19 protein-coding genes are annotated in these 26,237 nt (G+C 63.6%); 12 read left to right on the forward strand and 7 right to left on the reverse strand.

The genetic code is table 11. The features are described 5' to 3' along the window. Nucleotides 1-39 precede the first annotated feature (39 nt). Nucleotides 40-1,197 (reverse strand): tRNA 2-thiouridine(34) synthase MnmA, encoded by a 1,158-nt coding sequence (gene mnmA / locus JSS27_02590; protein MBS0207818.1) that lies wholly within the window; start codon nucleotides 1,195-1,197, stop codon nucleotides 40-42. Nucleotides 1,198-1,585: 388 nt separating this feature from the next. Between mnmA and JSS27_02595 the strand changes: the two genes are divergently transcribed. Beyond that, complete coding sequence (locus JSS27_02595) at nucleotides 1,586-2,767, forward strand: Sua5/YciO/YrdC/YwlC family protein (protein ID MBS0207819.1); 1,182 nt, start codon at nucleotides 1,586-1,588, stop codon at nucleotides 2,765-2,767. A 94-nt stretch (nucleotides 2,768-2,861) separates the two neighbouring features. Next, nucleotides 2,862-3,305, forward strand: a complete 444-nt coding sequence (gene rpiB, locus JSS27_02600; GenBank protein MBS0207820.1) for a ribose 5-phosphate isomerase B — start codon at nucleotides 2,862-2,864, stop codon at nucleotides 3,303-3,305. Nucleotides 3,306-3,320: 15 nt separating this feature from the next. On the opposite strand, the gene JSS27_02605 is transcribed toward rpiB, so the two are convergent. The 4 genes from JSS27_02605 to JSS27_02620 form a co-directional block, all read right to left on the reverse strand. Then, nucleotides 3,321-3,650 (reverse strand): hypothetical protein, encoded by a 330-nt coding sequence (locus JSS27_02605; GenBank protein ID MBS0207821.1) that lies wholly within the window; start codon nucleotides 3,648-3,650, stop codon nucleotides 3,321-3,323. Next, nucleotides 3,643-4,059 (reverse strand): HEPN domain-containing protein, encoded by a 417-nt coding sequence (locus JSS27_02610; protein MBS0207822.1) that lies wholly within the window; start codon nucleotides 4,057-4,059, stop codon nucleotides 3,643-3,645. The genes JSS27_02605 and JSS27_02610 overlap by 8 nt, the downstream gene beginning before the upstream one ends. 61 nt (nucleotides 4,060-4,120) lie before the next feature. Then, the gene (locus JSS27_02615) at nucleotides 4,121-5,809 is read right to left on the reverse strand and encodes an alpha-keto acid decarboxylase family protein (GenBank protein ID MBS0207823.1); all 1,689 of its coding nucleotides are present in this window, start codon (nucleotides 5,807-5,809) and stop codon (nucleotides 4,121-4,123) included. A gap of 323 nt (nucleotides 5,810-6,132) precedes the next feature. Next, entirely contained in the window at nucleotides 6,133-6,528 is a 396-nt protein-coding gene (locus JSS27_02620) for a type II toxin-antitoxin system PemK/MazF family toxin (protein ID MBS0207824.1), read from the reverse strand. Between JSS27_02620 and JSS27_02625 the strand changes: the two genes are divergently transcribed. The 8 genes from JSS27_02625 (at nucleotide 6,527) to JSS27_02660 (ending at nucleotide 17,582) form a co-directional block, all read left to right on the forward strand. Beyond that, nucleotides 6,527-6,691 (forward strand): hypothetical protein, encoded by a 165-nt coding sequence (locus JSS27_02625; GenBank protein MBS0207825.1) that lies wholly within the window; start codon nucleotides 6,527-6,529, stop codon nucleotides 6,689-6,691. The two genes, JSS27_02620 and JSS27_02625, sit on opposite strands and share 2 nt — an antisense overlap. Before the next feature lie 86 nt (nucleotides 6,692-6,777). Then, nucleotides 6,778-7,641, forward strand: coding sequence for a fumarylacetoacetate hydrolase family protein (locus JSS27_02630; protein MBS0207826.1), 864 nt, complete (start codon nucleotides 6,778-6,780; stop codon nucleotides 7,639-7,641). 185 nt (nucleotides 7,642-7,826) lie between these two features. Next, entirely contained in the window at nucleotides 7,827-10,355 is a 2,529-nt protein-coding gene (locus JSS27_02635; GenBank protein ID MBS0207827.1) for a U32 family peptidase, read from the forward strand. Nucleotides 10,356-10,395: 40 nt separating this feature from the next. Further along, on the forward strand, nucleotides 10,396-11,439 hold the full coding sequence (locus JSS27_02640; protein MBS0207828.1) for a sugar nucleotide-binding protein: 1,044 nt from the start codon (nucleotides 10,396-10,398) through the stop codon (nucleotides 11,437-11,439). Nucleotides 11,440-11,695: 256 nt separating this feature from the next. After that, nucleotides 11,696-14,545, forward strand: a complete 2,850-nt coding sequence (locus JSS27_02645; protein ID MBS0207829.1) for a hypothetical protein — start codon at nucleotides 11,696-11,698, stop codon at nucleotides 14,543-14,545. Between the two features lie 183 nt (nucleotides 14,546-14,728). Then, the gene (locus JSS27_02650; protein MBS0207830.1) at nucleotides 14,729-15,400 is read left to right on the forward strand and encodes a (d)CMP kinase; all 672 of its coding nucleotides are present in this window, start codon (nucleotides 14,729-14,731) and stop codon (nucleotides 15,398-15,400) included. 80 nt (nucleotides 15,401-15,480) lie between these two features. Further along, the gene (locus JSS27_02655) at nucleotides 15,481-16,650 is read left to right on the forward strand and encodes an iron-containing alcohol dehydrogenase (protein MBS0207831.1); all 1,170 of its coding nucleotides are present in this window, start codon (nucleotides 15,481-15,483) and stop codon (nucleotides 16,648-16,650) included. Then, nucleotides 16,647-17,582, forward strand: coding sequence for a bifunctional hydroxymethylpyrimidine kinase/phosphomethylpyrimidine kinase (locus JSS27_02660; protein MBS0207832.1), 936 nt, complete (start codon nucleotides 16,647-16,649; stop codon nucleotides 17,580-17,582). The genes JSS27_02655 and JSS27_02660 overlap by 4 nt, the downstream gene beginning before the upstream one ends. A 739-nt stretch (nucleotides 17,583-18,321) precedes the next feature. On the opposite strand, the gene JSS27_02665 is transcribed toward JSS27_02660, so the two are convergent. After that, on the reverse strand, nucleotides 18,322-20,715 hold the full coding sequence (locus JSS27_02665; protein MBS0207833.1) for a galactose-1-epimerase: 2,394 nt from the start codon (nucleotides 20,713-20,715) through the stop codon (nucleotides 18,322-18,324). Nucleotides 20,716-21,194: 479 nt separating this feature from the next. Here JSS27_02665 and JSS27_02670 point away from each other — a divergent pair, with 479 nt between their 5' ends. After that, a complete protein-coding gene (locus JSS27_02670; protein ID MBS0207834.1) occupies nucleotides 21,195-21,854 on the forward strand; it encodes a 1-acyl-sn-glycerol-3-phosphate acyltransferase in 660 nt (219 codons plus the stop codon). Nucleotides 21,855-22,354: 500 nt separating this feature from the next. Then, entirely contained in the window at nucleotides 22,355-24,439 is a 2,085-nt protein-coding gene (locus tag JSS27_02675) for a UvrD-helicase domain-containing protein (GenBank protein ID MBS0207835.1), read from the forward strand. A 103-nt stretch (nucleotides 24,440-24,542) separates the two neighbouring features. Here JSS27_02675 and JSS27_02680 read toward each other — a convergent pair whose 3' ends face one another. Then, nucleotides 24,543-25,547 (reverse strand): FkbM family methyltransferase, encoded by a 1,005-nt coding sequence (locus tag JSS27_02680; GenBank protein ID MBS0207836.1) that lies wholly within the window; start codon nucleotides 25,545-25,547, stop codon nucleotides 24,543-24,545. Nucleotides 25,548-26,237: the final 690 nt, after the last annotated feature.

Raw genomic sequence — 26,237 nt, forward strand, 5'->3', positions numbered from 1 at the left:
CAGATTGTCCGGTCGGCGGCCAGCGCGCAAGCGCGGCGGTCATTCGATCCAGCCGCCGCCGAGCACTTGATCGCCGGCGTAGCACACCGCCGCTTGGCCCGGCGCGACGCCGGTGGCGGGCTCGTGCAGCTCGAAGTCGAGCCGGCCGTCGGCCAGCGGCGTGACCCGCGCCGGCACCGCCCGGCTTTGATAGCGGATTTGCACCGCGCATTCGAACGGCGACTCGGGCGCGTCGATCAGCCAGTTGGCGCGATTGGCCGTGAACCGCGTGCGACCCAGTTGCTCGCGCGTGCCGATCACGACGCGGCGCGTGTCGGCGTCAATGCGCACCACGTAGCGCGGCTCGCCAAAGGCGACGCCCAATCCCTTGCGCTGGCCAATGGTGAAATGCTGCACGCCGTCATGGCGGCCGACGATGTCCCCCTCGACGGTGACCAACTCGCCGCCGCGATCGAGCACGTCGTGGCCGGTGCTTTGCAGGCGGCGCTCGACAAAGCCCGCGTAGTCGTTGTCGGTGACGAAGCAGATTTCCTGGCTGTCGCGCTTGTCGGCCACGCGCAGGCCGGCCTGTCGGGCGATGACCCTGACCTCGCTTTTGCGGTAGCCGCCGATCGGCAGCATGATCCGCTGGAGCCGTTCGCGTGCCACGCCGAACAGCACGTACGACTGGTCCTTCGACGGGTCGATGCCGCGCCGCAGCACGGGTCGCGGCCCAGCGTCGAGCTGCGCATAGTGCCCGGTGGCGATGAACTCGGCGCCGACGCTGTCGGCATAGTCGCACAGCTTGCCGAACTTGAGCCAGTTGTTGCAGACGACGCACGGGTTCGGTGTGCGACCGGCGATGTACTCGTCGACGAAGTAATCGACGATGCGCCCGAACTGTTCGTCAAAGTTCAGCGCGTAGAACGGAATGTCGAGGGCATCGGCCACGCGGCGCGCGTCGGCGGCGTCGGCCGCGGTGCAGCAGCCGTGTTGCGGTTCGCCTGGCAGGCTGACGATCGGCAGGTTGAACGTCGAGCCAGTGGCAGTTCCGTGCGCCGCGGCGTTAGTTGCACCGGTCGATTGGCACGCGGTTGCCGACTCGGCCACGCCGTGCTTCATGAACAGGCCGATCACCTCGTGGCCAGCTTGCCTGAGCAGGTAAGCGGCGGCGCTTGAGTCGACGCCGCCCGACATGGCTAACACGATGCGGGCCATAAACCGATTGATCTCAGCGAGTTAATGCCGCAGTGGGTATCGGCGGCGGGTTGCATGGAAAGAATTCATCGTAGGTTTGGCCCGCTTGAGGAACAACCCACACACCCCCACTGATGGGTGGAATGCTTCTTGACCGTGGCAAGCGACTGGACCTAAAATATTTGTCTGGTTTTTGGCGGGCCGGTCGCCCAAGCGGCCCCTTGGCTTGTCGCGAGGCGTCACCGCGCTCGTCCCGGTAGCGTCGGCTGCCGGGGGCGATGTGCATCCTGCCGCGCGCCTTGGTTTGAGAATCATCAGTTTGCTACAGGCAACGGCGGCGGGCGGGCGCAAGCGCGGTCGACCGGCCAGGTTATGTTGCGCCTGGAATTGACCTGCGGTTCGTCAGCCTATGCACGCCTATTTGATCGATTTAAAAAGCGCTGAAGATCGTCGGGACGTGGTGCATCGCGCGGTGCAAACATTGGTCGAAGGTCAGGTCGTGGCGTTTCCCAGTGAAACGGTTTACCTGCTGGCGGTCAGCGGGTTGCACGGCCAAGCGGTCGATCGCTTGACCCAGATTCGAGCCGAGCAGAGTGCCCAGGGGGCGGTCGCCGACGCCGGCGGGCCGCCGTTGTCGCTGGCGGTCAAGAGCGCCGACGAGGCGCTCGACTATGTTCCCGATTTGTGCGCGATGGGGCGTCGGCTGGGCCGGCGGTGCTGGCCCGGGCCGGTCACGCTGGTGGCCAACGATCACCATCCCGAGAGTTTGTTGGCGCGGTTGTCGCCGGCGGTGCGGAACGCATTGGCGCCGCAAGGGCGCGTGGGCATTCACGTGCCGGCGCACCCCGCGATTCATGAAGTATTGCGATTGTTGGCGGGGCCGTTGGTGGTTTGTCCAGCGCCGCGCGCCGGGTCGGGCCATGCGGTGACGGCGCAAGAGGTGATCGAGTCGCTCGACGCCCGCGTACAATTGGTGTTGGATGACGGCCGCAGCCGTTACGCCCAGTCGCCGAGCGTGATTTGGGTCGACGATAATTCCTTTGAAATGATGAGCGTGGGTGTCGTGTCTTCGCAAACCATTCGCCGCTTGTCGAGTCGCGTGGTGCTGTTTGTCTGCACGGGAAACACCTGTCGCAGTCCGATGGCCGAAACGATGTTCCGCGCCGCGGTGGCCGAGCGGCTGGGCTGCGCGATCGAAGACGTCGAGGAGCGGGGCGTGGTCGTGATGTCGGCCGGCATTGCCGCGATGAATGGCGGCCGGGCCAGCAGCGAGGCGATTCGCGTGATGAGCGAGGCGGGACTGGAACTGGGCGGGCACGAGAGCCAGCCGCTGACCGAGGAACTGGTCCGGCAAGCGGACCTGATTTTGACCATGACCCGATCGCACCGGCAAGCGATCTTGGGCGAGTGGCCCGAAGCCGCCGATCGGACCCATCCATTGCGCCGCGACGGGACCGATGTTTCGGACCCGGTCGGCGGCACGGCCGATTTGTATCGACGCTGCGCGACGCAAATGCGCGGCGAGTTGGACGGCTGGCTCGACCATTTGGAAATCGGCAAGGCCGACGGCCCCGCGCCGCCGGACAAGTAATAAGAGCAACCAAGAAGTAAGAGCAACGAACCTGCTGACATGTTTGTCTCGCCGGCGCTAACCGACCGGGCGAGAGAAAGGCATTGATCGAGCTATGCGTATTGCCGTGGGGAGCGACCACCGAGGATTCGCGGTGAAATCACGAATCATCGAAATGCTTCGCGCCATGCAGCAAGAGGTGACCGACGCCGGAACCTTTGCCTCGGACAGCGTCGACTATCCCGACATCGCCGCCGAAGTGGCCGGCAAGGTCTCGCGCGGCGAGGTCGAGCGCGGCATTCTGATCTGCGGCAGCGGCATCGGCATGGCGATTGCCGCCAACAAGTTTCCCGGCGTGCGGGCCGCCCCGTGCCACGACGACCTGACGGCCGAAATGTCGCGCCGGCACAACGACCTGAACGTGCTCTGTCTGTCGGCCGATATGCTCGGCGAACGCCTGATCGACCGGATGGTCGAAATCTGGCTAAAGACCGAGTTCGAAGGAGGCCGTCACGCGCGGCGGGTCGAGAAGATTAGCCAGTTCGAGCAGCGTGAATAGTTGCCAATCGACAGCTCACAGTCTTGATTGGCTAGGATCTTCGAATTCGAGATTCCGAAGGGAGAATCTCGAGAATCCGGAGATCTCGTCAGGAGCAATCGCGAGTAAATTGACGATGTCTGCCTGAACTTCTTCAGGCAGCGTTGCCAAAATTGGTTCGATCATTGAATCCCGCTGTTCATCCGACAGACCGTGGAATCGTTGATCAACCACTCTTACCCGGATGGATGCCGAATTAAATTCGTAAGCATCGGTTTCGGGGAATGTCCCTCGCAAAGCAGCTTCAACTTCACGGCTTCTATCCGAACGCATTGCATGCCATCTTGGTTCGGTTTGACTAGACATTTTGCATCAACCCTTCCGCCCAAAGCAGTGTCGCCTGAGCAGTCTTGAGAAAGGCGCGGGTCTCACCGGTATCTGTTCTACCGGTTTCATAGCGCAAGTCTGTCGTCCAATTCGAGCGTCGCAGTCGCTTGACAATTTCCAGCGGAAGCGGGACAGGCGGGCTAAGTTGCACGAGTTCCCTCTTCAAAGTTTCCACGTAATGCATACTGCCGCCGTGCGTGATTCGATGCAAAACCTGGCTTTGCGTAGCGGCCGGAGTGCGATCGAGAATCAACGCCTTCAGAGCACATTCCATAGTATAGCCAGCCAAATACATCGAATCTAAGTTATAGCCTTTGCTCAGCAGGAATTCGGCGGTTGCAAACCTTTGCTTTGCGGCACGAAGGAACTTCAAACTCTCGTCGCTCATTCTCGGTCCTTGCAGTCCTTCGTGTAGTGCGACTCTAAGGGGCTATCAATACCAGTACACTTTAGACTTTCTTGCTTAGCTTCTCGGCCAGGCGCTGCAGCGCGAAGCTGTGATCGTCCTCCGGCAGATGCACCTGAATGACGTGTACGTCGGGCTTGGTCCAGGCCGCGCTTAGCGCCGCGTCGAACTCTCCTTCGGTCCGCACATCGTAGCCGTGGCCGCCGTTATAGACCTCGGGCAGACGGTGGTATTGCCAGCCGTGGATGTCGTTGTAATCGCCCGGGTGCAGCACCCGCTCGGTGCCGTACCCCTGGTTATCGAGCACGATGATGATGCAGTGCCGATGGTGGCGGATGATCGTCGACAGCTCGTTGCCGGTCATCTGAAACGCGCCATCGCCGACGAGCACCACCGTCCGCAGGTTGGGGCGCGCGGTCGAGGCGCCGAGCGCCGCCGGCACGCTGAAACCCATCGAGGTGTAATAGGCCGGGCCGATGAACTCGGTGCGGCCATGCGTAGTCAACTCGGTGCCGGCGAACAAGGCGTCGCCGACGTCGCAGATCACAATGGTCTGATCGTCGAGCGCCTGGTCCAGCCGCGCGATCGCCCGCATGATCTTGATCGGCTCATTCGGCTTCAGCTCGAACTTCTTGCCATTCGTGGCGGGTTTGGCCGGCAGCGCGCGGTGGGGCGGCCGCGGGCGGCGCGCGCTCAACTCGCTGATAAAGTCGGCCAGCAGCACATCGTGGTAATGATGGTGCTTGATCCTGAGTTGTTCGCTGGTGGCATAGATCCACTTGCCCGGGTCGATATTGGCGGTGAAGATCCCCAGGTCGATGTCGGTCAGGAACATGCCGAGCAATAACAAACAGTCGCTGTCCTCGACGAACTGCGTCACGTCGGCCCGGCTCATCGCTCCTTCGTACAGGCCGACGTACAACGGATGCCGCTCGCTGATCACGCTCTTGCCTAACAGCGTGGCTGCGATCGGAATCTGCGTCGCTTCGGCCAAGGCCAGCAACTGGTCCTGCAGGCCAAAGCGATGAATCTCGACGCCGGCCAGGATGATCGGCTTTTGGCTGGCGCTGATGATCCGCGCCGCTTCGTCGGCCGCTTCGGCCAGCGCCTGCGGATCGCTGGTGAAGGTGGTCTTGCGGAACTCGTGCGGGACGTCGGGCACGACCTTGACCATGTCACGGGGGATTTCGATATAGACCGGCCGCTTGTAGCGAACCGCCGCGTCGAGCACGCGGTCGATTTCGCGAAAGGCGTTCACCGGATCAACCAACTCGGTGGCCGCCACGCAAATCTTCTCGAACACTTCGAGTTGCGTGCGGAAGTCGCGGACCTTGTGATGCAACAGCGGGTTGTTGGTCCGCTCGCCCAGGCCGGGCGAGCCGCTGATGACGACGACCGGCGACTTTTCGGCATAGGCGCCGGCCACGCTGTTGGCCAGGCTGAGCCCGCCGACGCAGTACGTCACACAGACTACGCCCAGCCCGTTGATCCGCGCATAGGCGTCGGCGGCGAAGCCGGCATTGTCTTCGCGGCAACAGCCGACGACGTTGATCGGGCTGTCGCAGAGCATCGAGTAAAAGCCCAGCACATAGTCGCCGGGAATGCCGAACACGTCGCGGACGCCGTAGTCTTGCAGGCGGCGGATCAGATACTCGCCAATCGAAAGCCCGGCGGCGGGACGTGCCGCGGCGCCGGTCGATGCGCCGGCCGGGGTGTGCGATTGCGCCGACATGGCCACTTCCTCCAAAGCCGCGGGGCGAGCGAGACGCCAGTGGCCAGATTATGGCCACAATCCATTCTACGCAGCAATGCGAACTGCGATGCTGACGACAGCGTTGGAAGCAGGACAGGCGCGGTCAACCATTGGCTTAGTCAAATAAAAAAAAAGACGGCCGCCGGTTAAGGCGACCGTCTTCCTTGCTTCGTACTAGGCATCCGGCGGCTTGGCTTCGCCGCGGATGCCTGCTGCCCGGCTCGAAGTCCGGGACAGTCTCACAGGCCCCTTGCGGGGAACACTTTTAAGCATCGGCTGTCCTGACGATAAAGTCAAGGCAATTAAAGACGCAGCAATCCCCTAAGTGCTTGTTTGATAAGGTCCATGTCTGCTGCCAGTGCATGATGAGTAACATAGCGACGTTTGCCGGTAAGGGGGTCTTTGATGTCTCTCACGCGATCGAGTCGCCAGTAGGCCACCGTGCAGACCATATCACACTTCGCCCAACAACGCCTGTCACGCAACGATTCCGGCAATGAAAGCGTGCTCATCTCGACGTGAAACGATTGCAAAGGAACAGGCTCAGCCGTAGACAGCGGGATCACGATGACGGTTTGGCCGTTCCCCTTCGACATCACGACGACGGGACGGCGCTTCACCATTTCGGGTGGCTTGAATCCGGAATCGAAGTCGCACATCAGGATGTTGGCTGGATGTGGATTGAATGTGATCGGCATGTCAGAAGCTGCCCCCAACGAACTTCGCCAACGAAATCAAGTCATCGTCCTAGCCAATCAACCGCAGCGCCGCCAGGCGGTTGCAAGCAAGTTGAAAGCTTTTCTCCTGCCGAACTTTCTGCTCGCCTTACCGACCCAGAAAAAAGTAGAGCAAAACCACTAACCAGACTGGCTCTCGTCATTCGCCTGTGAGTTGGTTTTGCACTATATTGTCTGGTTCATTGACTTCCTGAAGACCCGGATTCTGTTATGAAGCTGGCTAAGGTTCGACCGATCGGTGGTGACGAAACGATCTGCCTGGTGCAAGACGCCGGGCTGGCGCCGTTGGATTTGTCGGGGGGCCAGTATCGCTCGCTCACCGATCTGCTCGAAGCCCCCGATCCGGCCGAAGCCATCGGCCTGCTCGTCGACCGAACCGCCAAGCATCTCTCGTTCGACAGCGTGCAGTGGCTGCCGCCGATCGATCGCCAGGAAGTCTGGGCCGCCGGCGTGACCTACAAGCGGAGCAAAGCCGCCCGCATGGAAGAGTCGGTCGGCGCGGCCAGCTTCTATGACAAGGTCTACGAAGCGGCCCGCCCCGAGTTGTTCTTCAAGGCCGTCGCCTCGCGCGTCGTCGGTCCCGACCGACCGGTGCGGATTCGCAAGGACGGCAAGTGGAACGTCCCCGAGCCCGAGCTGACGCTGGTGCTCTCGTCGCGATTGAAGCTGGTCGGCTTTACGATCGGCAACGACATGAGCTCGCGCGACATCGAAGGAGAGAACCCGCTCTATTTGCCCCAGGCCAAGGTCTATGACCAGTCGTGCGCGCTCGGCCCGTGGATTACGCTGGCCTCGGCCATGCCCAAGCCCGAGCAGATTGGCATTCGCATGGTGATCGAGCGCGGCGGCAAGCTGGTCTTCAAGGGAGCGACCGACATCGGGCAGTTGAACCGGACGTTCGAGGATCTGATTGAGTACCTGGGGCGCGACTGCACCTATCGCGACGGGGTCTACCTGTTGACCGGCACGGGCATCGTGCCCGACGCCAGCTTCACGCTCCAGCCGGACGACATGATCCGGATTGCGATTGATGGGATTGGGACGCTGTCGAATCCGGTCGTGCGGGCGGGGTGAAGGAGAAGTTGCTAGTTGCTGGTTCCTAGTTGCTAGTTGGGAAAACGCCGTTTAGCCGCAGGGCCATAGGCCCGCGCGCGTTGCTTTACTCCCCCACCCCCCAACGCCCCCACACCCCCACCTCTGACGGTCCCCGGCGGACGCGGCACGTTTCTGCTAAAATGACGGCGAAACGAGCCCTCGCCATGTCCACTACGCCGCAACCTCGCGCTGAACTCCTCGCCCCAGCGGGCGATTGGGACGCGCTGCGCGCGGCCGTGGCCTGTGGCGCTGACGCGGTCTATTTCGGCCTGGCGAACTTCAACGCCCGGCATCGCGCCACGAACTTCTCGCGCGACGAGCTGCCCGAGGTGATCGGCTTTCTGCACCGCCACCTGGTCCGCGGCTACGTCACACTGAACACGTTGATCTTCTCGGACGAGCTGCCCGAGCTGGCCGAGACCGTGGCGGCCATCGCCCAAGCCGGCGCCGATGCGGTGATTGTGCAGGATCTCGGCGTGGCCGCCTTAGTGCATCAACTCGCTCCGCAACTGCCGATTCACGCTTCGACCCAGACGACCTTGGCCGAGCCGCGCGGCATTGCGCTGGCCAAAGAGTTGGGCGTTGACCGGGTCATCCTGCCGCGCGAGCTGTCGCTGGACGAGATCGGTCAGATCACGTCCCAGGCCGAACTGCCGGTCGAGGTGTTCGTTCACGGCGCGTTGTGCGTCGCCTACAGCGGCCAGTGCCTGACCAGCGAAGCCATCGGCGGCCGCAGCGCCAACCGAGGCCAGTGTGCCCAGGCTTGTCGCTTGCCTTACGAATTGTTGGTCGATGGCCAGCGTCGCGAGCTGGGCGACGTGGCGTACCTGCTCAGCCCGCAGGATTTGGCGGCGTACAACCTGGTGGACGATCTGGTGAAGCGAGGCGTGTGCAGCCTGAAGATCGAAGGACGCCTGAAGAGCGCGCAGTACGTCGCCGTCGCCACCCAGACCTATCGTGCCGCACTCGACGCGGCGCTGGCCGGTCAGCAGTTTCAACTTGATCAGCAAGCGACCCTCGACCTGCAACAAACCTTCTCGCGCGGCTTCAGCCCGGGATTCTTGCGCGGGGTCGATCACCAGGAACTGGTCCAAGGCCGCTTCCCAAAAAGTCGCGGCGTCTTTGTCGGCACGCTGGTCGAGGCCTACGGCGGTCGGGCCACGATTGAATTGGCCGACGGGGTTCCCGACGAAGTGCTCCGCGCCGGCGACGGCATTGTCTTCGACGAAGGACATCCCGAGCGGGACGAGCAAGGAGGCCGGCTGGTCGGTGTGCGATTGCTCAATGCACAACCCGGCTACCGTGCGACAACTCGGCGGGTCGAAATCGAGCTGCTGCAAGGGGCCGCCGATTTGTCGCAAGTGACGCGCGACGCGCGCGTTTGGAAGACCGACGATCCCCAGCTTCGTCGCCGCGTGCAGCGAGCCGTGCAAAGCGACGAGCACGAGCGCCGCGAGCCGATCGACGCGGTCGCGCGCGGCAACGTCGGCGGCGCGCTGACGCTGGTTTTGCGCGATGGCTTGGGACGCGAGGCGAGCGCCGCCTGGCCCGGTCCCTTGACCCAGGCGATCAAACATCCGCTCACCGTCGAAAGCCTGCGCCAGCAACTCGATCGATTCGGCGACACGTCGTTCTGTCTGGGCAATGTCGCGGTCGAAACCGACGCGCCGGTGATGGTTCCCAAGAGCGTGTTGAACGAGCTGCGCCGGCAAGCGGTCGCCACACTCGAAGCCACGCGCCAGGCGCAGGCCGAGCGCACCATCGACATGACCGCCCTGGACGAGCAGCGCGCCGTCGCGCGACAGATCACCGCCCCGCACGAAGACCAGCCGCGGCTAGCAGTGCTGGCGCGGACGATGGATCAGCTGGAAGCGGTGCTGGCCTGGTCGCCGAGCGACGGGCTGCCTAAGCCGGCGATTGTGTATTGCGATTTCGAGGACGTGCGGCGCTATCGGCCGGCGGTCGAACACTGTCGCGCCGCCAATATGCCCGTGGGGGTGGCGACGTTGCGCGTCATCAAGCCGGGCGAGGAAGGCTGGCTCGTGCAGATTGCCCGCAGCGAGCCCGACGTGGTGCTGGTGCGGAACCTGGCGGCAATCTCGTATTTTCGCCAGCACCGCCCCGAGTTATCGTTGGTGTCCGACTATTCGCTCAACGTGGCCAACGAGCTGACGGCGGCCGTGCTGGAACGATGGGACGTCGAGCGAATCACGCCCAGCCATGACCTGAACTGGGAACAGTTCCAGGCCCTGATGCGGCGGATCGATCCTGGTTTGTTCGAGGCCGTGGTCCACCATCACATGCCGATGTTCCACATGGAGCACTGCGTGTTTGCCCATACGCTCAGCGACGGTAAAGACTGGCGCGACTGCGGACGCCCGTGCGACACCCACCGCGTCGAGCTGCGCGACCGCGCGGGGGCCGAGTTCCCCATCGTGGCCGACGCCGGTTGCCGCAACACCGTGTTCCACAACTTGCCGCAAAGCGCGGCCGAGTACCTGGGGCGGATGTCGCAACTGGGCGTGCGTTGGTTCCGCGTCGAGTTGCTGCGCGAGGCGGCGGCTGACGTGGCGCCGTTGTTGGAACATTACGCCAGCGTGCTGGCCGGCCGTCACGACGGCCGCAGCGCCTGGCGCAGCTTGCAAGTGCTGAACCAGGTCGGCCTGACCCGCGGCACGCTGCAAATGTCGTAACCAGGGTTCCTTCCTCACCACCCCGAGCGACTTCGTCCCCGTGAAACGCCCGCGACTTACTCCGCCGCTGCCGCTGCTGATCACCGGCGTCTCGGGCGTGCCTGGTTACAACGCGCTGCCGTATTTTCGGCGGCGCTTCCCGGGCCAGGTCGTCGGCGTGCGCCAGCGCGACAACTGGAAGCTGCGCGGGCCAGACATTGTGGCCTGCGACGCCGAAGATCGGGACGGGCTGCTGCGACTGTTTGACCAATACGAGTTCCGCGCGGTGTTGAACTGTGCCGGCAACTGCGCGCTGAAGGCCTGCGAGCTCGATCCCGAGTTGGCCTGCCGGATCAACGTCGGCGGCGTCATCAACCTGCTCGACGCCATCGCCGATCGACCCGTCCGATTGGTCCATCTGTCGGTCGACATGGTTTACTCGGGCGTCGGCCCCGGCGGGTACATCGAGTCGGCTCCCGTCGATCCGGTGAACATGTACGGCAAGACGATGGTCATGGCCGAGCAGGTGATCGCCGAGCGCAAGCTCGACGCGGCCGTGCTCCGCATCTCGCTACCGATGGGTGTCAGCTTCAACGGCCATGCCGGCGCGATCGATTGGATTCAGTCGCGGTTTCGCAAGTCGCGCCCAGCCACGCTGTACTACGACGAGATTCGCACGCCGATCTATACCGACTGTTTGAATCGCTTGTGCCGCGCCGTGCTGGCTCGGCCTGACTTGCAAGGGCTGTTTCACGCCGCCGCGCCGCGAGCGATGAGCGTCTATCAGGTGGGCCAGGTCATCAATCGTGTCGGCGGCTACGATCCTGAATTGTTGATGGGCTGTCCGCGCGTCGAGGCCGGTCCCATCCCCCCCCGTGCTGGCAACATCGCCCTCGATTCATCGAAGCTGGCGGCCGCGCTCGGCTATCCGCCGCTCGATCCCTGGCCATTCGACGAGCGGTTCGTGCCGACCCATGACCAGTGGCACTTCGAGCGCGAAGTCGACGAGCCGGGCTCGTTCGAGCTGCTGAGCCGTATTCTTTATCGCAACCCACGTCGCCGCAAAGCCGAAGACGATGTGTCGTTATTAGGCCCGGCGACTTAACAAAGTAACGCCAGGGTAGCCCAGGTTGCTCGTCAACCTGGGCGGCGAAGCCGCAAGAGGCGTTGCGCAGGATGCACTTCGACATCGAATTTGACCTTTCCCGTCGCCTCTTGTTGCTGCGCAACACCGGTTGACGAGCAACCGGTGCTACCCAGAGATCAAGATCGCCCCTCTTGGACCTGCGGCGGTTGGCAGCTATCGTGAAGTGACGTTTTTCCCGCCCCGCACGCGCCGCCCTTTGCGATCGAACCCGCCGATGAAGTTTTCGGAACTGATCGTCCTGCTTCCCTGTCACAGCCTGGAGGACTTTCCGGTCCATCACCAGGGGACCGAAGCCGAAGGGCTGTTGTCCGCCTGGTCGGCGCTGTGGCACCCGGCCTTGATCGCGGCCGCCGCTCAGATGCCCACCTGGTTCCGGGCCGACGCTCCGCCCGAGGAACTTGAGAATCGGCTGCTCATCATTCCGCAAGCGAGCGAATCGCTGTTGTTGGCCGGTTGGGCGTCGCGGGCCAAGAACGAAGGGGCCTGCGTCCTGCGCAAGACGCATCGTCGCGATGAACTGATCGCGGCGGCGCTGGCCCAGCTTGACGCCGACGCCTTGCCGCGCCCCGTGGCCGAGATCGACCTGGAACTGGTCGCCGACTTTCTGGCCCTGGGGACGGCGTACCTGCTGGTCGAGTTGCTCACCCGCCAGATGCGCTATATGAGCAACCTGGACGAGGTCAACCTGCGCAACGAAGTCGTGGCCGGCGCCCAGGCCGCGGTCGAGGGGAACGGCGACGAAGCGCGCCGCCACTTGCGCAACGGCTTCGAGGCGTTGACCGAAGCCCGCGAGCGGTTCTACCCGGTGAATTGCTACCTGGTCGATCTAACACTAGTCGCGCCGACGACGGTCGGCGCCACGTTGCGCGCTGAGTTCGATGCCCCGGTGCCGACCAATTTGCTGATCTCGGGCGAGACGGCTGAACACCTGGCGCGAACCGAGCCCGAGACGCTGGCTGCTTTGAAGCTCGCGCTCAATCACCGCCGCGTGGCGCTGGTGGGTGGCGAGTATCGCGAGGGGGAACTGCCGCTGTTGCCGCGCGAGGCGGTGCTGACGAATCTGCAACGAGGCATCGCCGCGACCGAGCAGGCGCTCGGCGCGCGACCCGTGGTTTACGGCCGGCGTCGCGCTGGCCTCAGCCCGATCCTGCCGGGCATGCTCGAACAACTGGGCTTCACCGGCGCGCTGCATGTGACGCTCGACGACGGTCAATTCCCGCAAAGCCCGCAATGCAAAACCCGCTGGCAAGGGCTCGACACCGGCGCGATCGACGCCTTGTGCCGCGTGCCGCTCGATGCCCGCTCGGCCGACAGTATCCTCAGCTTTCCACGGGCCATGGGTGAGTCGATGGACAACGACCACGTCGCCACGGTCTGTTGGGCCCACTGGCCCGGCGAGGTGAGTCCGTTCTATCTCGATCTGCGGCGCGTGACGGCGTATGGCTCGCCGCTGGGAACTTACATCGCGCTCGACGCCTATTTTGCCGATACCGACCGGCCGGGCGACTTGACCCAGTTCCGGCCCGACCAGTATCGGGTGCCGTACCTGCGTCAGGCGATCATCAAGCAGCAGGCCGATCCGATCTCGCGCCACGCGCGCCGGCTGGCGATGTGCCGCCGCGCGGCCGCGGCCCGGGCGATCGACGCGATGGCGTTCGCGCTAAAACCTGCGGAGAGTGCGCCAGCGGAACTTCCGAGCGCCACCGATTGCGATCTGGCGGCCGACGAGGCGAGCGCCTCCGAAGCGCTGGCCACGAAACTCGATGATGCCTGCCAGGGAGCGATCACTCGACTGGCCGGCGCGGCAGCCAGCGGTGCCACGCGCGGCCTGCTGGTCGCCAATCCCGACGGCTTCGCGCGGCGGCTGGTGGTTGACGTCTCGTCGCTGGGCGCGCTGCCCGACGTGGCCGGCCCGGTTCAAGCGGTGCAGGAGCTGGGGGATAAAAAGCTGGCGCTGGTCGAAACCCCCAGCCATGGCTTCGCCTGGCTCGCGGCGGGAAGTGGCAAAGCGTCCACGCCGGCCAAGAGTGGCAAGCGCGCCGCGCCGATGGCCGAAGGTCAGGTGCTGCGCAACGAGCTGTTTGAAGTCACGCTCCACCCGACCAACGGCGGGATCAAATCGGTCTACACGTTGAACAGCCGGCGCAATCGACTGGCCCAGCAGTTGTCGTTTCGCCTGGCTCAGCCGCGCCCGCAACCGGGCGAGACGTGGAGCGACCCGGACCAGGCGGCCTTGTACAGCACGATGGTGGCCGATGAAATCCAAGTGCTCAGCGCCGGCCCGGCGTGCGGACGCCTGGCCAGTCGCGGCCGACTGCTGGGGGCCGAGGGGCAGGTGCTGGCCCTGTTCACGCAAGAATACGAATTGTGGCGCGGCTCGCGCACGCTGTTGATCGACATCACGCTCGACATCAAGGAACCGCCGCGGGCCGATGCCTGGAACTCGTACTACGCGGCGCGGTTTGCCTGGAGCGAGCCGTCGGCCGAACTGGTGCGCGGCGTGGCGCTGGCGGCCCAGCCGACCGAGGCCAAGCGCATCGAAGCGCCCCAGTTCGTCGAGGTCCGCGCCCCAGGCTGGCAGACAGCGATCCTGACCGGCGGCTTGCCGTACCATTTGCACGGCGGTGAGCGGATGCTCGACACGCTGCTGGTCGCGCGGGGCGAAACGCGGCAGAAGTTCCGCCTGGGCGTCAGTTTCGATCCGCCTCACCCAGCCGCCGAAGCCCTGGGGCTGGTGACCGACGTGATCGTGGCCCGCGACGTGGCCATTCCGAGCGCCACGGCCGGCAGCGGCTGGCTGTTTCACATCGACGCGCGGAATGTCATCGCCACGGGGCTCGAACGAGCGACCACTGCCAGCGGCGACAAGGTCGTACGCCTCAGGCTGTTAGAGACCGAAGGGACCGCCGGCGCGGTGCGGGTTCGCACCATCCGACCGCCGCAAGCAGCCCGGCATGTCGACCTGCTGGGGAACCGGCTGGTCGACTTGCCGATCGACGGCGACGCGGTACAAGTCGACCTGGGGGCCTTTGAATGGACGATGATCGAGCTACAACTAAGTTAAAAGGAAATTGAACCGCAAAGACGCAAAGCGATATGTGGGGGTGTGGGGGAGTAGAGGGTGGGGGAGTAAATTACGCTTGCGGTTTAGCCGCAGGACCATAGGTCCGCGCGCTCGACGACGATGGTAATTCATTAACATTTCGAGCATATTGGATCACAGGACATGGACTTCACGGACTGCTCGATGATTGTGACGATTGACGGACCAGCAGGCTCGGGCAAGAGCAGCGCCGCGCGGCAGTTGGCGCGGCGGCTGGGGATTCGCTTTCTCGACACCGGCGCCATGTACCGGGCCGTCACCCTGGCGGCCATGCGACGCGGCGTGTCGTGGGACGACGCCGACGCGCTGGCGGCGCTGGCGCGTGATGTGCGAGTCGAGCTGCGCGACGATCGGGTCTACCTGGACGACGAGGATGTGACCCAGGCGGTCCGCGGGCCCCAAGTCACCGGCCTGATCTATCACCTGGCCGACAATCCCGAGGTGCGAGCCCACCTGGTCGAGCTGCAACGGCAGGCGGCCCGCGGCCTGAGCGTGGTGACCGAGGGGCGCGATCAAGGGACGGTCGTGTTTCCCGAGGCCGAGTGCAAAATCTTCCTCACCGCCACGCCCGACGAACGAGCCCGCCGGCGGATGGGCGATCTGTTGGCCCGGGGCCAGACGATCACGTTCGACGAAGTGTTCGAACAGCAGACGCTGCGCGACGAGCGCGACTCGCGCCGCCCGGTCGGGGCGCTGCGCAAGGCCGACGACGCCATCGAAGTAATCACCGACGGGATGACGCCCGAGCAAGTGGTCGAACGCCTGGAACAAGTCATCCGCGCCCGGCTGGCGGCGATCCAAGGCTTGTCGCGGTGACGGTGATTGGTTGGTTCGTGCCTGGAAGGCTTCCCTGAGCAATGAGTTGCTAACGACCGATGGCGATCAGCCCGAGCCCGATCGATTACGACTTTCTTTCGCCGCGGCAGATCGTGTTTGGTTGGGCGCGGCGGCAGCAGCTTATCTCGCTGGTCGCCGATTGGGGCAAGCATGTCTATGCGGTGATCGGTTCGCGGACTCTGCTCACCAGCGGCGCTTGGACCGAAATCGAAGAGTCGCTCCGCCAGTCGGGCAAACACGTCATCGTTGCCGCCACGATCAATCGCGAGCCCGAGGTCGAAGACGTCGATCGGCTGACCACGCTGCTCCGCTCGCAGGCGCCGCGCGGCAATAGCTGGCTATTGGCTCTTGGCGGCGGCGCGGCCATCGATCTGGCCAAGGCGGCCGCCGCGCTGACCACGCAATCGCAACCGGCCAGCGTTACCGATTACCTGGAAGGGGTCGGTCGCGGCTGCCAACTGGTCGAGCCGCCGCTGCCGATGGTGGCCATGCCGACCACGGCGGGCACGGGGGCCGAAGCGACCAAGAACTCGGTGATCACCAGCTACGATCCGGCGTTCAAGAAGAGCTTGCGGTCCAACCTGATGGTGCCGCCGCTGGTGCTGGTCGACCCGCAATTGACCGTCTCGCTGCCGGCCCGGACGACGGCCTGGACGGGCATGGACGCGATCACGCAACTGATCGAAAGTTATCTCACGCGCAACGCCCGACCGATGGCCCGCGCGCTGGCCGTCGAAGGGTTGCGCCGCGCGCTGCCCGCGTTGCCCGAGGCGGTTCGCGATGGCAGCTCGCGCCCGGCCCGCGAGGCGATGAGCCATGCCGCGCTGCTCAGCGGGCTGGCCCTGGCGAACTCGGGACTGGGGCTCGCCCACGGCGTGGCCGCGGCGCTCGGCAGCGTGCTCAAGACACCGCACGGTTTGGCTTGTGCCATGATGTTGCCGGCGGCGCTGCGCGTGAATCGATTGACGTGCGAGTCGCAACTGGCCGAGTTGGCCCGCGACGCCCGGGTGTCGAACTCGGTGCGTGACTCCCTGGCGGCCGACACGCTGGTCGATCGAATCGATCAATTGATTGTCGACCTGCAAATCCCGCGACGGCTGGGAGACATCGGCGTCAAACCCGAGCAGCTCGACGCTCTGGTCGCGGGCTCGCGCGGCAACAGCATGAACGGCAACCCGCACCAGGTGGCCGACGCCGAGCTGCGCGAGCTGTTGGAGAACATGCTGTGATCGTCGCGGCTGGACTGACGCCTGCCTGGCAGCAGATTCTCGCCTTTGACGCGCTCGCGATCGGCGAGGTGAACCGGGCCGCGAGCGCGCACTGGTGCGGCTCGGGCAAGGTGCTGAATGTCGGCGTCGCACTCCGCTGCTTGGGCGTTGAATCGCTGACCGTTTCGCCGCTGGCTGGCCCGGCGCGCGAGCAGATCGAGCGCGAGTTCGCCGCGCTGGGGGCGCGGCGCCGCTGGATCGAGACCGCGGCGCCGACGCGCGTTTGCACCACGCTGTTGGATCGCGCGAGCGGCGCGACGACCGAGCTGGTCGAAAACGCCCAGCCGTTGACCGACGCCGAGCTACGCGAGTTTCAGGCGGCGTACGCCGAGGCGGCCGTCGGCGCCGAGTGCGCCGTGTTGACCGGGTCGCTGCCGCGCGGCACGCCGGCGACGTTCTATCGCGACCTGTTGCGTGCGCGGGCTTTGCCGGCGGTGCTCGATGTGCGCGGACCCGAGCTATTGGCGGCGCTGACCGAGCGCCCGCTGGTGGTGAAGCCCAATCGTGAAGAGCTGGGGCACACGTTCGGTCGCACGCTCGTGACCGATGACGATGTGCGGGGGGCGATTCGTCAGTTGCTCGCTGCCGGCGCGCAAGGCGTGGTGATGACGCAAGGCGCTGGCCCAGTTTGGGTGGCCACGGCCGGCAAGATCGAACAGTTCGCGCCGCCGCGCGTGGCCGAGGTGGTCAACCCGATCGGGTGTGGCGACTGTCTGGCGGCGGGGCTGGCGCAGAGTCTGGTCGCGGGGGACGATCTGTTCGAGGCGGCGGTGCATGGTATGGCCGCGGCGCTCGAGAACTTGACGTCGCTGCTGCCGGCGCGGATCGATCGCGCGGCAGTCACCGCGCGAGAGGCAGAGTTGAGAAAGAGTCGCCCGACCAGGCCAGGTTGAGATCTTAGCCCAGGATGAAGTAGCTGGCCAGTCCGATCAAACCAACGATGGGGTACAGATCGGTCAGGTCGAAGCGCGGGCGCAGATCCTGTTCGAGCTCCTTGGCGGCGGTTTCACGTCGCTTCATGGTGGTGATCTTTCTACTCGAATCCAGAACAGGAATTATCAGCGAGTCGGTCGTTGCTATCGGTCAGTACCGTCTCAGGACATCCGCCTCGACGACCCCCTGGGGCGGCTCCAAAGAGGGCGTGGTCGCATAGCTTGACCCTGAGGCAACTAAGGCTAGGCCACTCAATTGCATTTAGTGCGCCAAAGATAAACATTCTGTTAACTGGACGCGATGGATTCAGCAATATCAGTATTGCTTATCTTTGTAAGTTGTTATTATTTATTGATTTATTGACGGCATCTGTTTTTGGTGACCTGGCAGACCGCGAAGAAAACTACGACATTGTGTCGCAGTTTGTTCTGCCAGTGGTGCCTAAATGACAGGCAAGGCGCGCGGCGAGGATGAGGGGGTAGGAGCGAGGGATTAAGGGCTAGGCAAAGGGCCAATCGAAGTCGAATGGCCAATGGCCCAAGCCATACCAGCCTGGGGCATGTTCCGTTTGCATATAAGCGCGACGACGAATGGCCGTCAGCGCGTTGAGACCCTCCCCCGCCCTGGCAGGGTGGGGTGTTCGTCGCGCACGCTTTGAACGCGCGCTAAGTGCTACGAGCTGAAACAACGTCGCAACGACTACTCGACCGAGAAGCGGTGGATCGTCGTCTGCTTGTACGTCTGCCCTGGTCGCAAAACCGTGGTCGGAAACGACGGCTGGTTCGGCGAGTCGGGATAGTGCTGCGTCTCCAGACAGAACGCCGTGTGCTGCTCGTGCCCACCGTTCACCTTGTCGCCGTCCAGGTAATTGCCCGTGTAGAACTGCACGCCCGGCTCGGTGGTGAAGACTTCCATCACGCGGCCGCTGGCCGGATCCTTGACGCGCGCGGCTAGTTGCACGCTGCCGTCCTGGCTGCGCAGCACGTAGCAATGGTCATAGCCAGTCGGCCCTTCCGCGGGCTTCATCTGCTCGATCCGCTCGCCGATCTTGTGCGCCTGCTTGAAGTCGAGCGGCGTGCCGGCCACGGGGGCCAGCTTACCCGTCGGGATCGATTCCTTATCGACGGCCACATAGCGATCGGCCGCGATCGTCATCTCGTGGTCTAACACCTTGCCGCCGCCGGCCAGGTTCCAGTAGCCGTGGTTCGTCAAGTTCAACACAGTCGGCTTGTCGGTCGTGGCCATGTAGTTGATTCGCAACTGGTTGTCATCGCCGAGCAGGTATTCGACCCGCACGCTGAGCGCGCCGGGAAAGTTCTCATCGCCGTCGGGGCTGACATGGCTGAACGCCACGCCGTCGGCCAATGACTCGGCCTTCCACACCGCGCGGTCAAAGCCCCGCGCGCCGCCGTGCAGATGGTTCGCGCCGGCGTTGGTCGCCAACTGATAGTCATAGCCATCGAGCGTGAACTTCCCCTTGGCAATTCGGTTGGCATAGCGCCCAGTGGTGCAGCCAAAGAACGCTTTGTGGGCGATGTAGCCGTCCAATGTGTCGAAGCCGAGCGTCACGTTCGCCGGTTTGCCGCTGCGATCCGGCGCTTGCAACTCGACCAAGCGCGCCCCGTAATCGGTCAGCTTGACCACCAGTCCGCGCGCATTGGTCAACGTGAACAGCGAGGCCTGTTTTCCCTCGGGCGTCGTGCCGAACGGCTGCTTGTCGATGTTCATCGAGCTTTTGCTCCCGCTGGTGGCGATGGGACGAATCTTGACGTTCCGAAACGCGATCAGGTTGCCGTGATCTTGCAGACAGATATACCCGCGCGTCGGCTTGCCGAACAAAGGATACTGGGCGAACTTGCTCTTGGCCACCCGCTGGTTCCAGTCGTCGCTCCCCTTGACGTACTCACAGTATTTGACGCCGTTCATGTACTGTTCGCACTTCTCGGGCGTGATCAGAATGCGCAACTGATTCCACTCGCCGGGGGGCTTGGTGGCGTCGACTTCGGACGAGTAAAGCTGGTACAGCCAGCCCGCCTTTTGCGGGTCGTGACCATCTTTGTTGTCTTGAATCTGAATTTCCGGACCGGTCTGCCAGGGTGTCTTCCCCTCGTCGGTCACGTGGAACATCAGGCCGCTGTTCCCCTCGGGCGAGATGTTGTATTCGAGCGACAACTCGAACGCGTCGTACATCTCGTTGGTCAGGATGTCCCCCGCCCCTTTGTCGACCCGCGTTAGCGCGCCGTCGATGATCTTCCAGCCTGGGCCAACTCCGTCCTTCTTGTAGTTGTGCCAGCCGCGGGTCGTGCGTCCGTCGAACAGCATTTTCCAGCCGGCTTTTTCCTCGGCCAGGCTCAGCGCATTGGGCGCCACTTCCCCCAGTAGCTCGACCAGCTTGGCCTCAATGGCCGCGGCCCAAATGTCATAGCCGCGCGGGCTCAGGTGCAACAAGTCGGGCATGATCACCTTGTTCAGGCGCTTGTCGAAGCCCAGGAACTCGTCGCCGATGTCCAGGTAAAACACGTTCTCGCCGTCGGCCACGCTTTTGAATATCTCGTTGGCGCCGACGTTCACTTTGTGACCGGGGCTTTCAGCGTCGCCGCCGCGCGGAAAGACGGCCAGCACCAACACTTTGGTCTTGGGCAGCTTGTCGCGCAACTTGGCGACGATTGCTTTGACCCCCGCGGCAATGTCCTCCGAAGTGTTCTGACCCGAGTTGTTGGTGCCGATCATCAGCACGGCCAGCTTGGGACTCAGGCCGTCGATGTTGCCGTTGTCCAACCGCCACAGGACGTGCTGGGTCCGGTCGCCGCCGATGCCGGCGTTCATCGCCTTGCGATTGCCGTAATACTTGGCCCAGGTCTCCTTGCCGGCCCCTTCCCAACCCTGGGTGATCGAATCGCCGATGAACAGCAGATCGACATCCCCTTGCTTGGCACGCTCGTTGATCGAGTTGTGCCGCACCAGCCAACGCTCGTCGCGCGGCACGGGTTTGGTCGTTTCGAGTTCCTCGGCGGCGCGGGCCGGCGCGGCCCCGTACGTTCCGCACACCAGCGCGCACAGCGCCAACCAGCATGCCAGGCGTCGATACATCATGAACGTGACTCCCTCGGGAAAGATGAAGCGGAGCGGACGCTCCGCGGCAAAGGCGGGGCGAGCGGCGGATTCCGGCGCAGGTTCGGCGGGCCAAGCGCCGCTCGCAGCAAGGCTATCAGCCTAGCCGCTGCGCGCGCCGGTTTCCAGCAGCCTGAATTAGATCGCTTTTCACGGCACTGACGCATCGAGGTGTCCGTTCAGCCGGTGGAATGGCCACGGTTCGCGGCAACGAAGCCGATTCGGAATCAGGAATCAAACGCCAGCCCTGATTCCGTCATTCCCGCGCAGGCGGGAATCGAGAGGGTAACCGCAACCACTAGATTCCCGCCTGCGCGGGAATGGCGGCCTGGCTAGGCACGCTCCCACGAATTGAAATGCGATCTAGCAGGATTACGATAATCCAAGATGTCCCGCTTGGCGTATCATAGAGCGACACCTGTGGATGCACTTCCCTGAAGTTTTGACGAGACGCCCGATTCATGGCCGGTCGCACGCCCCTCAAGTACCTCTATTACAACTTCCTGCAACTCAGTTGCCGGCTGCTGGGGGCGGCCTTGCTCGACATTCGCGTCAGCGGCCGGCAGCACGTGCCGCCGACCGGCGGGGCGTTGGTGTTGTCGAACCATCAGAGCTTCTTCGATCCGCTGCTCCTTGGCCTGGCGGCGGATCGCGACATGTTCTTTCTGGCGCGCGATACGCTGTTTCGATCGGCGCCGTTGCGATTGGCGCTCTGGGCGGTCGACACGATCCCGCTCGATCGCGAAGGGGGCGGGCTGTCTGGGCTCAAGGAGACGCTCCGCCGCGTGCGCGAAGGGAGCGCGGTCGCGATCTTTCCCGAGGGCACTCGCACGCCCGACGGCGATCTGCAAAAGATCAAGCCCGGGTTTTGCGCGCTGGCCCGCCGCGCCCGAGCGCCGCTGGTGCCGGTGGCGATCGACGGGGCCTATCAGGCCTGGCCGCGCAAACAGAAGCTGCCGCGCCGCGCGACGGTTCACATTGTCTTCGGCCCACCAATCGCGCCCGAACAGGCCCAAGCGCTCGACGACGCGGCGCTGGTGGCCGAAGTGCAACAGCGGATCGGCGACTGCCTGGCCACGGCCCGCGCCGGCCGCCATCGCGCGTCCTGCGTTCACGCCTAGTTTGCCACGGAGGCACAGAGACACGGAGGTTTGCACGGAGAGAAGGCAGAGAAGTTGAGAGAGGGAGTCGGTGTTTGATGAGTTTGGTTGTGAATTGAATGATTGTTGGATCTTATGAGCGACGCCGCGCAACCCCTTCTCCCCCCGGGAGAAGGTGGCGGCGCTAGCCGCCGGATGAGGGTCTCGCATCAATCGCCATTCGCGCCGCAACACGCACATTCAATAATCGCCAGTCTGATTCCGTCGTCTAACAAGCTTGCTCGAAGCCCCTCATCCGGCCTGTCGGCCACCTTCTCCCGGAGGGAGAAGGGTTGGCGCGCGCCGCGTGATGGCAACAGCGCCGCGAGTCTGCGCCGCCCGTATTACTAGCAACCAGCAACTCGCAACCAGCAACTTCCCCACCCCTCCTTGACCGCGCGGCGTGAAATGTTTCCACTGCATGGTCCGAGCGCGCCCTGTCGAGCGCGTCGTGCTTCTCCATTGCCAGACGTGCCCACGCCATGTCATCCCTCGCCAAATTGAATCCGCCGCAGCGCGAGGCTGTGACCACCCTCAGTGGCCCGCTGTTGGTACTGGCCGGCGCGGGCACGGGCAAAACCCGAGTGGTCACCCATCGGATCGCCGAGCTGATCCGCCACGGCACCAAGCCCGAGCGGATTCTGGCCGTCACGTTCACCAACAAAGCCGCCGGCGAAATGCAAAGCCGGGCCGCCGAGCTGCTGGGCAAAAAGTTGCCGACCAAGCCGGAGATTTCCACGTTTCACTCGCTGTGCGTGCGGATCCTGCGGCGACAGATTCGCCACCTGGGCTATCCGGCCCAGTTCGGCATCTATGACCGGGGCGATCAAGAGTCGGCGGCGCGCGGCGCGCTGCGCGAGTTGAAAGTCCCCGGCGCTGACATGCGCCCCAGCGATCTCCTCTTTCACATCGGCCGCTGGAAGAACGCCTCGATCGACCCGACCCAGGCGGCTCAGACCGCGCGCACCGACAAGGAACACCTGGCGGCGATGGGCTACCGGCGCTATCAGCAAGCGCTCAAGAACGCCGCCGCCGTCGACTTTGACGACTTGCTGCTGTTGGCCGAGCAGTTGCTTTGCAACTTCGACGAGGTCCGCCGGACCGAAGCCGGCCGGTTCGATCACGTTCTGGTTGACGAGTACCAGGACACCAACGGTTCGCAGTACCGAATCATCAAGGCCCTGGCCGGCGGGCACCGCAACTTGTGCGTCGTGGGGGACGACGATCAATCGATCTACGGCTGGCGCGGGGCCGAGGTGACGCACATCTTGCAGTTCAAGCGCGACTGGCCCGACGCCAAGGTCGTGCGCCTGGAAGACAACTACCGCTCGTGCGAGCCGATCATCACGCTGGCCAACCGATTGATTCGCCACAACAAGCAGCGCCACGACAAGGTGCTGAAAGCCAGTCGCAAGGAAGGTGAAGAGCCGCGGATTCTCACCTTTCCCGACGAGACGACCGAAGCCAACCAGGTGGTCGAGGAGATTGCGTCGCTGTTGTTCCGCCGACTGGCCGAGCCGCGCGACATCGCCATTCTGTTCCGCACCAACGAACAGCCGCGCCCGTTCGAGGCCGAGCTGCGCCGCGCGAAGTTGCCCTACACGCTGATCGGCGGCATGTCGTTCTATGACCGGAAGGAAGTTCGCGACATCCTGGCCTGGCTCAAAGTCCTGGCCCAGCCCCAGGACGAAGTGTCATTGCTCCGCGTAATCAACACGCCGCCGCGCGGCATTGGTCCCAAGGCGGTCGAGCAACTACTCGCCCGCGCCGTCGAGCAGGGGAAACCGGTCTGGGAGATTCTGCCCGAGGCGGCCCGCGTCCCCGGCTTGCCGCCGGCCGCGCGCAAGGGTGTCGAGCAGTTACGCGCGCTGGTGGCCGACTTCAGCGCTCGGGCCAAGTCGCAACCGCTCGTGGACGTGGCGGTCGATCTGCTGCAAACCCTTCGCTATCAGGACGAGATTCACCGACTCTACCACGAGCCGAACGACCAATCCTCGCGCTGGGCGTCGGTCGAGGAGCTGGTCAACTCGCTCGGTTCGTATCAGGACCGGGCCAAGAATCCGACGCTGGCGGGTTTTCTGGAAGACGTCGCGCTCAACAATCGTGACGATGAAGATGACAAAGAGTCGCAACTGGCCCGCAACGCGATCGTGCTGATGACCATGCACGCGGCCAAGGGGCTGGAGTTCCCACACGTCTACATGGTCGGGCTGGAAGAAGGGCTGTTGCCGCACCACCGGGCCGTGGCCGTCGACGGCATCGCCATCGACGAGGAACGCCGGCTCTGTTACGTCGGCGTCACGCGGGCGCGCGATCGGTTGACCCTGTCGCTGTCCCTATCGCGGTTCAAGTGGGGCAAAGCCCGCGACACGATTCCAAGCCGGTTCCTGTTCGAGCTGCAAGGACGCGCCGACAGCCCGCAAGCGCGCAAAGCCCTCGATCAAACGCGCGAGTCAGTGCGCAAACAGCCGGCAAAGCAGGCAGCCAAGCCGACGGCCAAAGCCACCGCACGCCCGGCGCAAGGTTCCTCGGCCGCCACCCCGCGCCGCGCTCCGCCGCGCAAATAGCGCGGTGTCAGGGCCAGCAAACCGGGCCGCTTTCGCCGCTTGGGTCGATGTCCCCGAGGGCCTTAGGTATTTGATGAAGGCACTAAGCCTGGATTGAACGCCACTAAGCGAACTGCTCACTCGTCTTGGGAATCGCCAGGATATTCTGGAAACGAAAGACTTCGTTCCAAGAACTGTAATCCCAAATCGGGATCAATCGTCGCGAGTCCAGGCGATAGAAACGATGATTCGGCAACAACGTGTAGAAGTCACGGAGAAAGCGACGAGACACGATATTCATTTCGTTGAATTCAAATTGAATCACGTCAATACAATTCTCCCTCAACAGGTCTCGCGCCCCCTCCAGCACGGCGTATTCATGTCCTTCCGTATCGATCTTGAGAAAGTCGATGCGATCGATGCCATGAGTATTGCAAAAGTGGTCCAGCGTCTCTACGACAATAGTGCTGTATTTGATTTCCTGCCCTTTGTGAATGGCCGTCAGTACCTCCTGGTGCAGTGACGCATGGGCGGTTCCATGCTCCCTGGCATAGTCATAGATATTCGCCGTGGCTGCTTCGGCTCCCAATGCCACGTTGTGGACATCGACGTTGCTGGTCGCTAAGGCCTGAGCGCAGCGGGCAAAGATTTGCGGCTGCGGCTCAAAGGCGACGATTCGTGCCGTAGGAAACTGCGCGCGCAGCGCCATCGAATAGTCGCCTTCATTAGCGCCAACGTCAAAAAACATTGGCGTCGGTTTCTTGATTAAACGCGTCAAAACGCGCTCGATGACGAACGTCTCGCCCGAGACTTCGGGCGTTTCCCACTTGTTAACTCCGATATTGTGATAGGCCAGATCGAGCAGATTCAAGCCGCACTTATTGGCGAGATCGATAACCATTCGTTCCGCCGCGTGCGAATCGTCGCCACGTTCGCGCTTGAGCACGTCCAACAGATCGAGTTGGGCAACGCGGCACAGCTTGTGAATCGTTCGTTCCACGGCACTATGGACGAGCGGGGAACGATTCTGCCGCTTGAGAAACCGAACCAAGCGATGAATGAAGCCCGCCTGGGCGCTGCTATTCGCTTCGCACGAACTTCGCACTAATTCTGAGGCATCGCGATCCATCATAAGCCAAGCAGCGAAATCCAGTGAATCATTCGTGCTATCGAGGGCGACTGTCGTGCGACCTGCTTCGCGGTGCGCAAGAACAATCCCTCGCCGAAGACGCATCGTACTTGTCAGGGCCACGGAGACCACAAGCCTCGAAGCCGAAACGGCTGGCAAGAACCGTTTCGGCGAGAGAGCCATAGCTGGCAATAGGATCCGTTGCTCGCACAAAACATATCACGGGCCATCAATGTGCGGGAGTCGGAAAGGTTAAAGAGTCGGTACAGGAGCTCGCCACAACGATGGGCCATGCGACGCAACGGTGGCCAATCGCCTAAAAACCGCGACAACGAGGCCGTTGGCAGGCAGGGCGAAGTAAAGGCTTGATAACGGTCGCCCAACGAGCAGCCCTGCCGCGTTGCAAAAGGGCTGCGGCCAGGGACAAGGTGGAGCCCGAGATGCCCGCTGCACGCTCCTAAGGAACACCTCACGCCTGCTGCAACTGCTAGCACCGCGGGTGGCCCAGGTGCTTGCACCTGGGTGGCCGAAGGCCACAAGAAACCTCGAACGCCGTCCCGCACGGGTGGCAAGTTTCCATTCGGTTAACGCGTGCCCATCGAGTTTCTTGTTGCTGCGCAACACCGATGGCAAGCCATCGGTGCCACCCACGATGTTCTCGATTCAAGGTAGCATCGGCGTAGCTGCCAA

The sequence above is a fragment of the Planctomycetota bacterium genome (assembly GCA_018242585.1).
Taxonomy (GTDB): domain Bacteria; phylum Planctomycetota; class Planctomycetia; order Pirellulales; family PNKZ01; genus JAFEBQ01.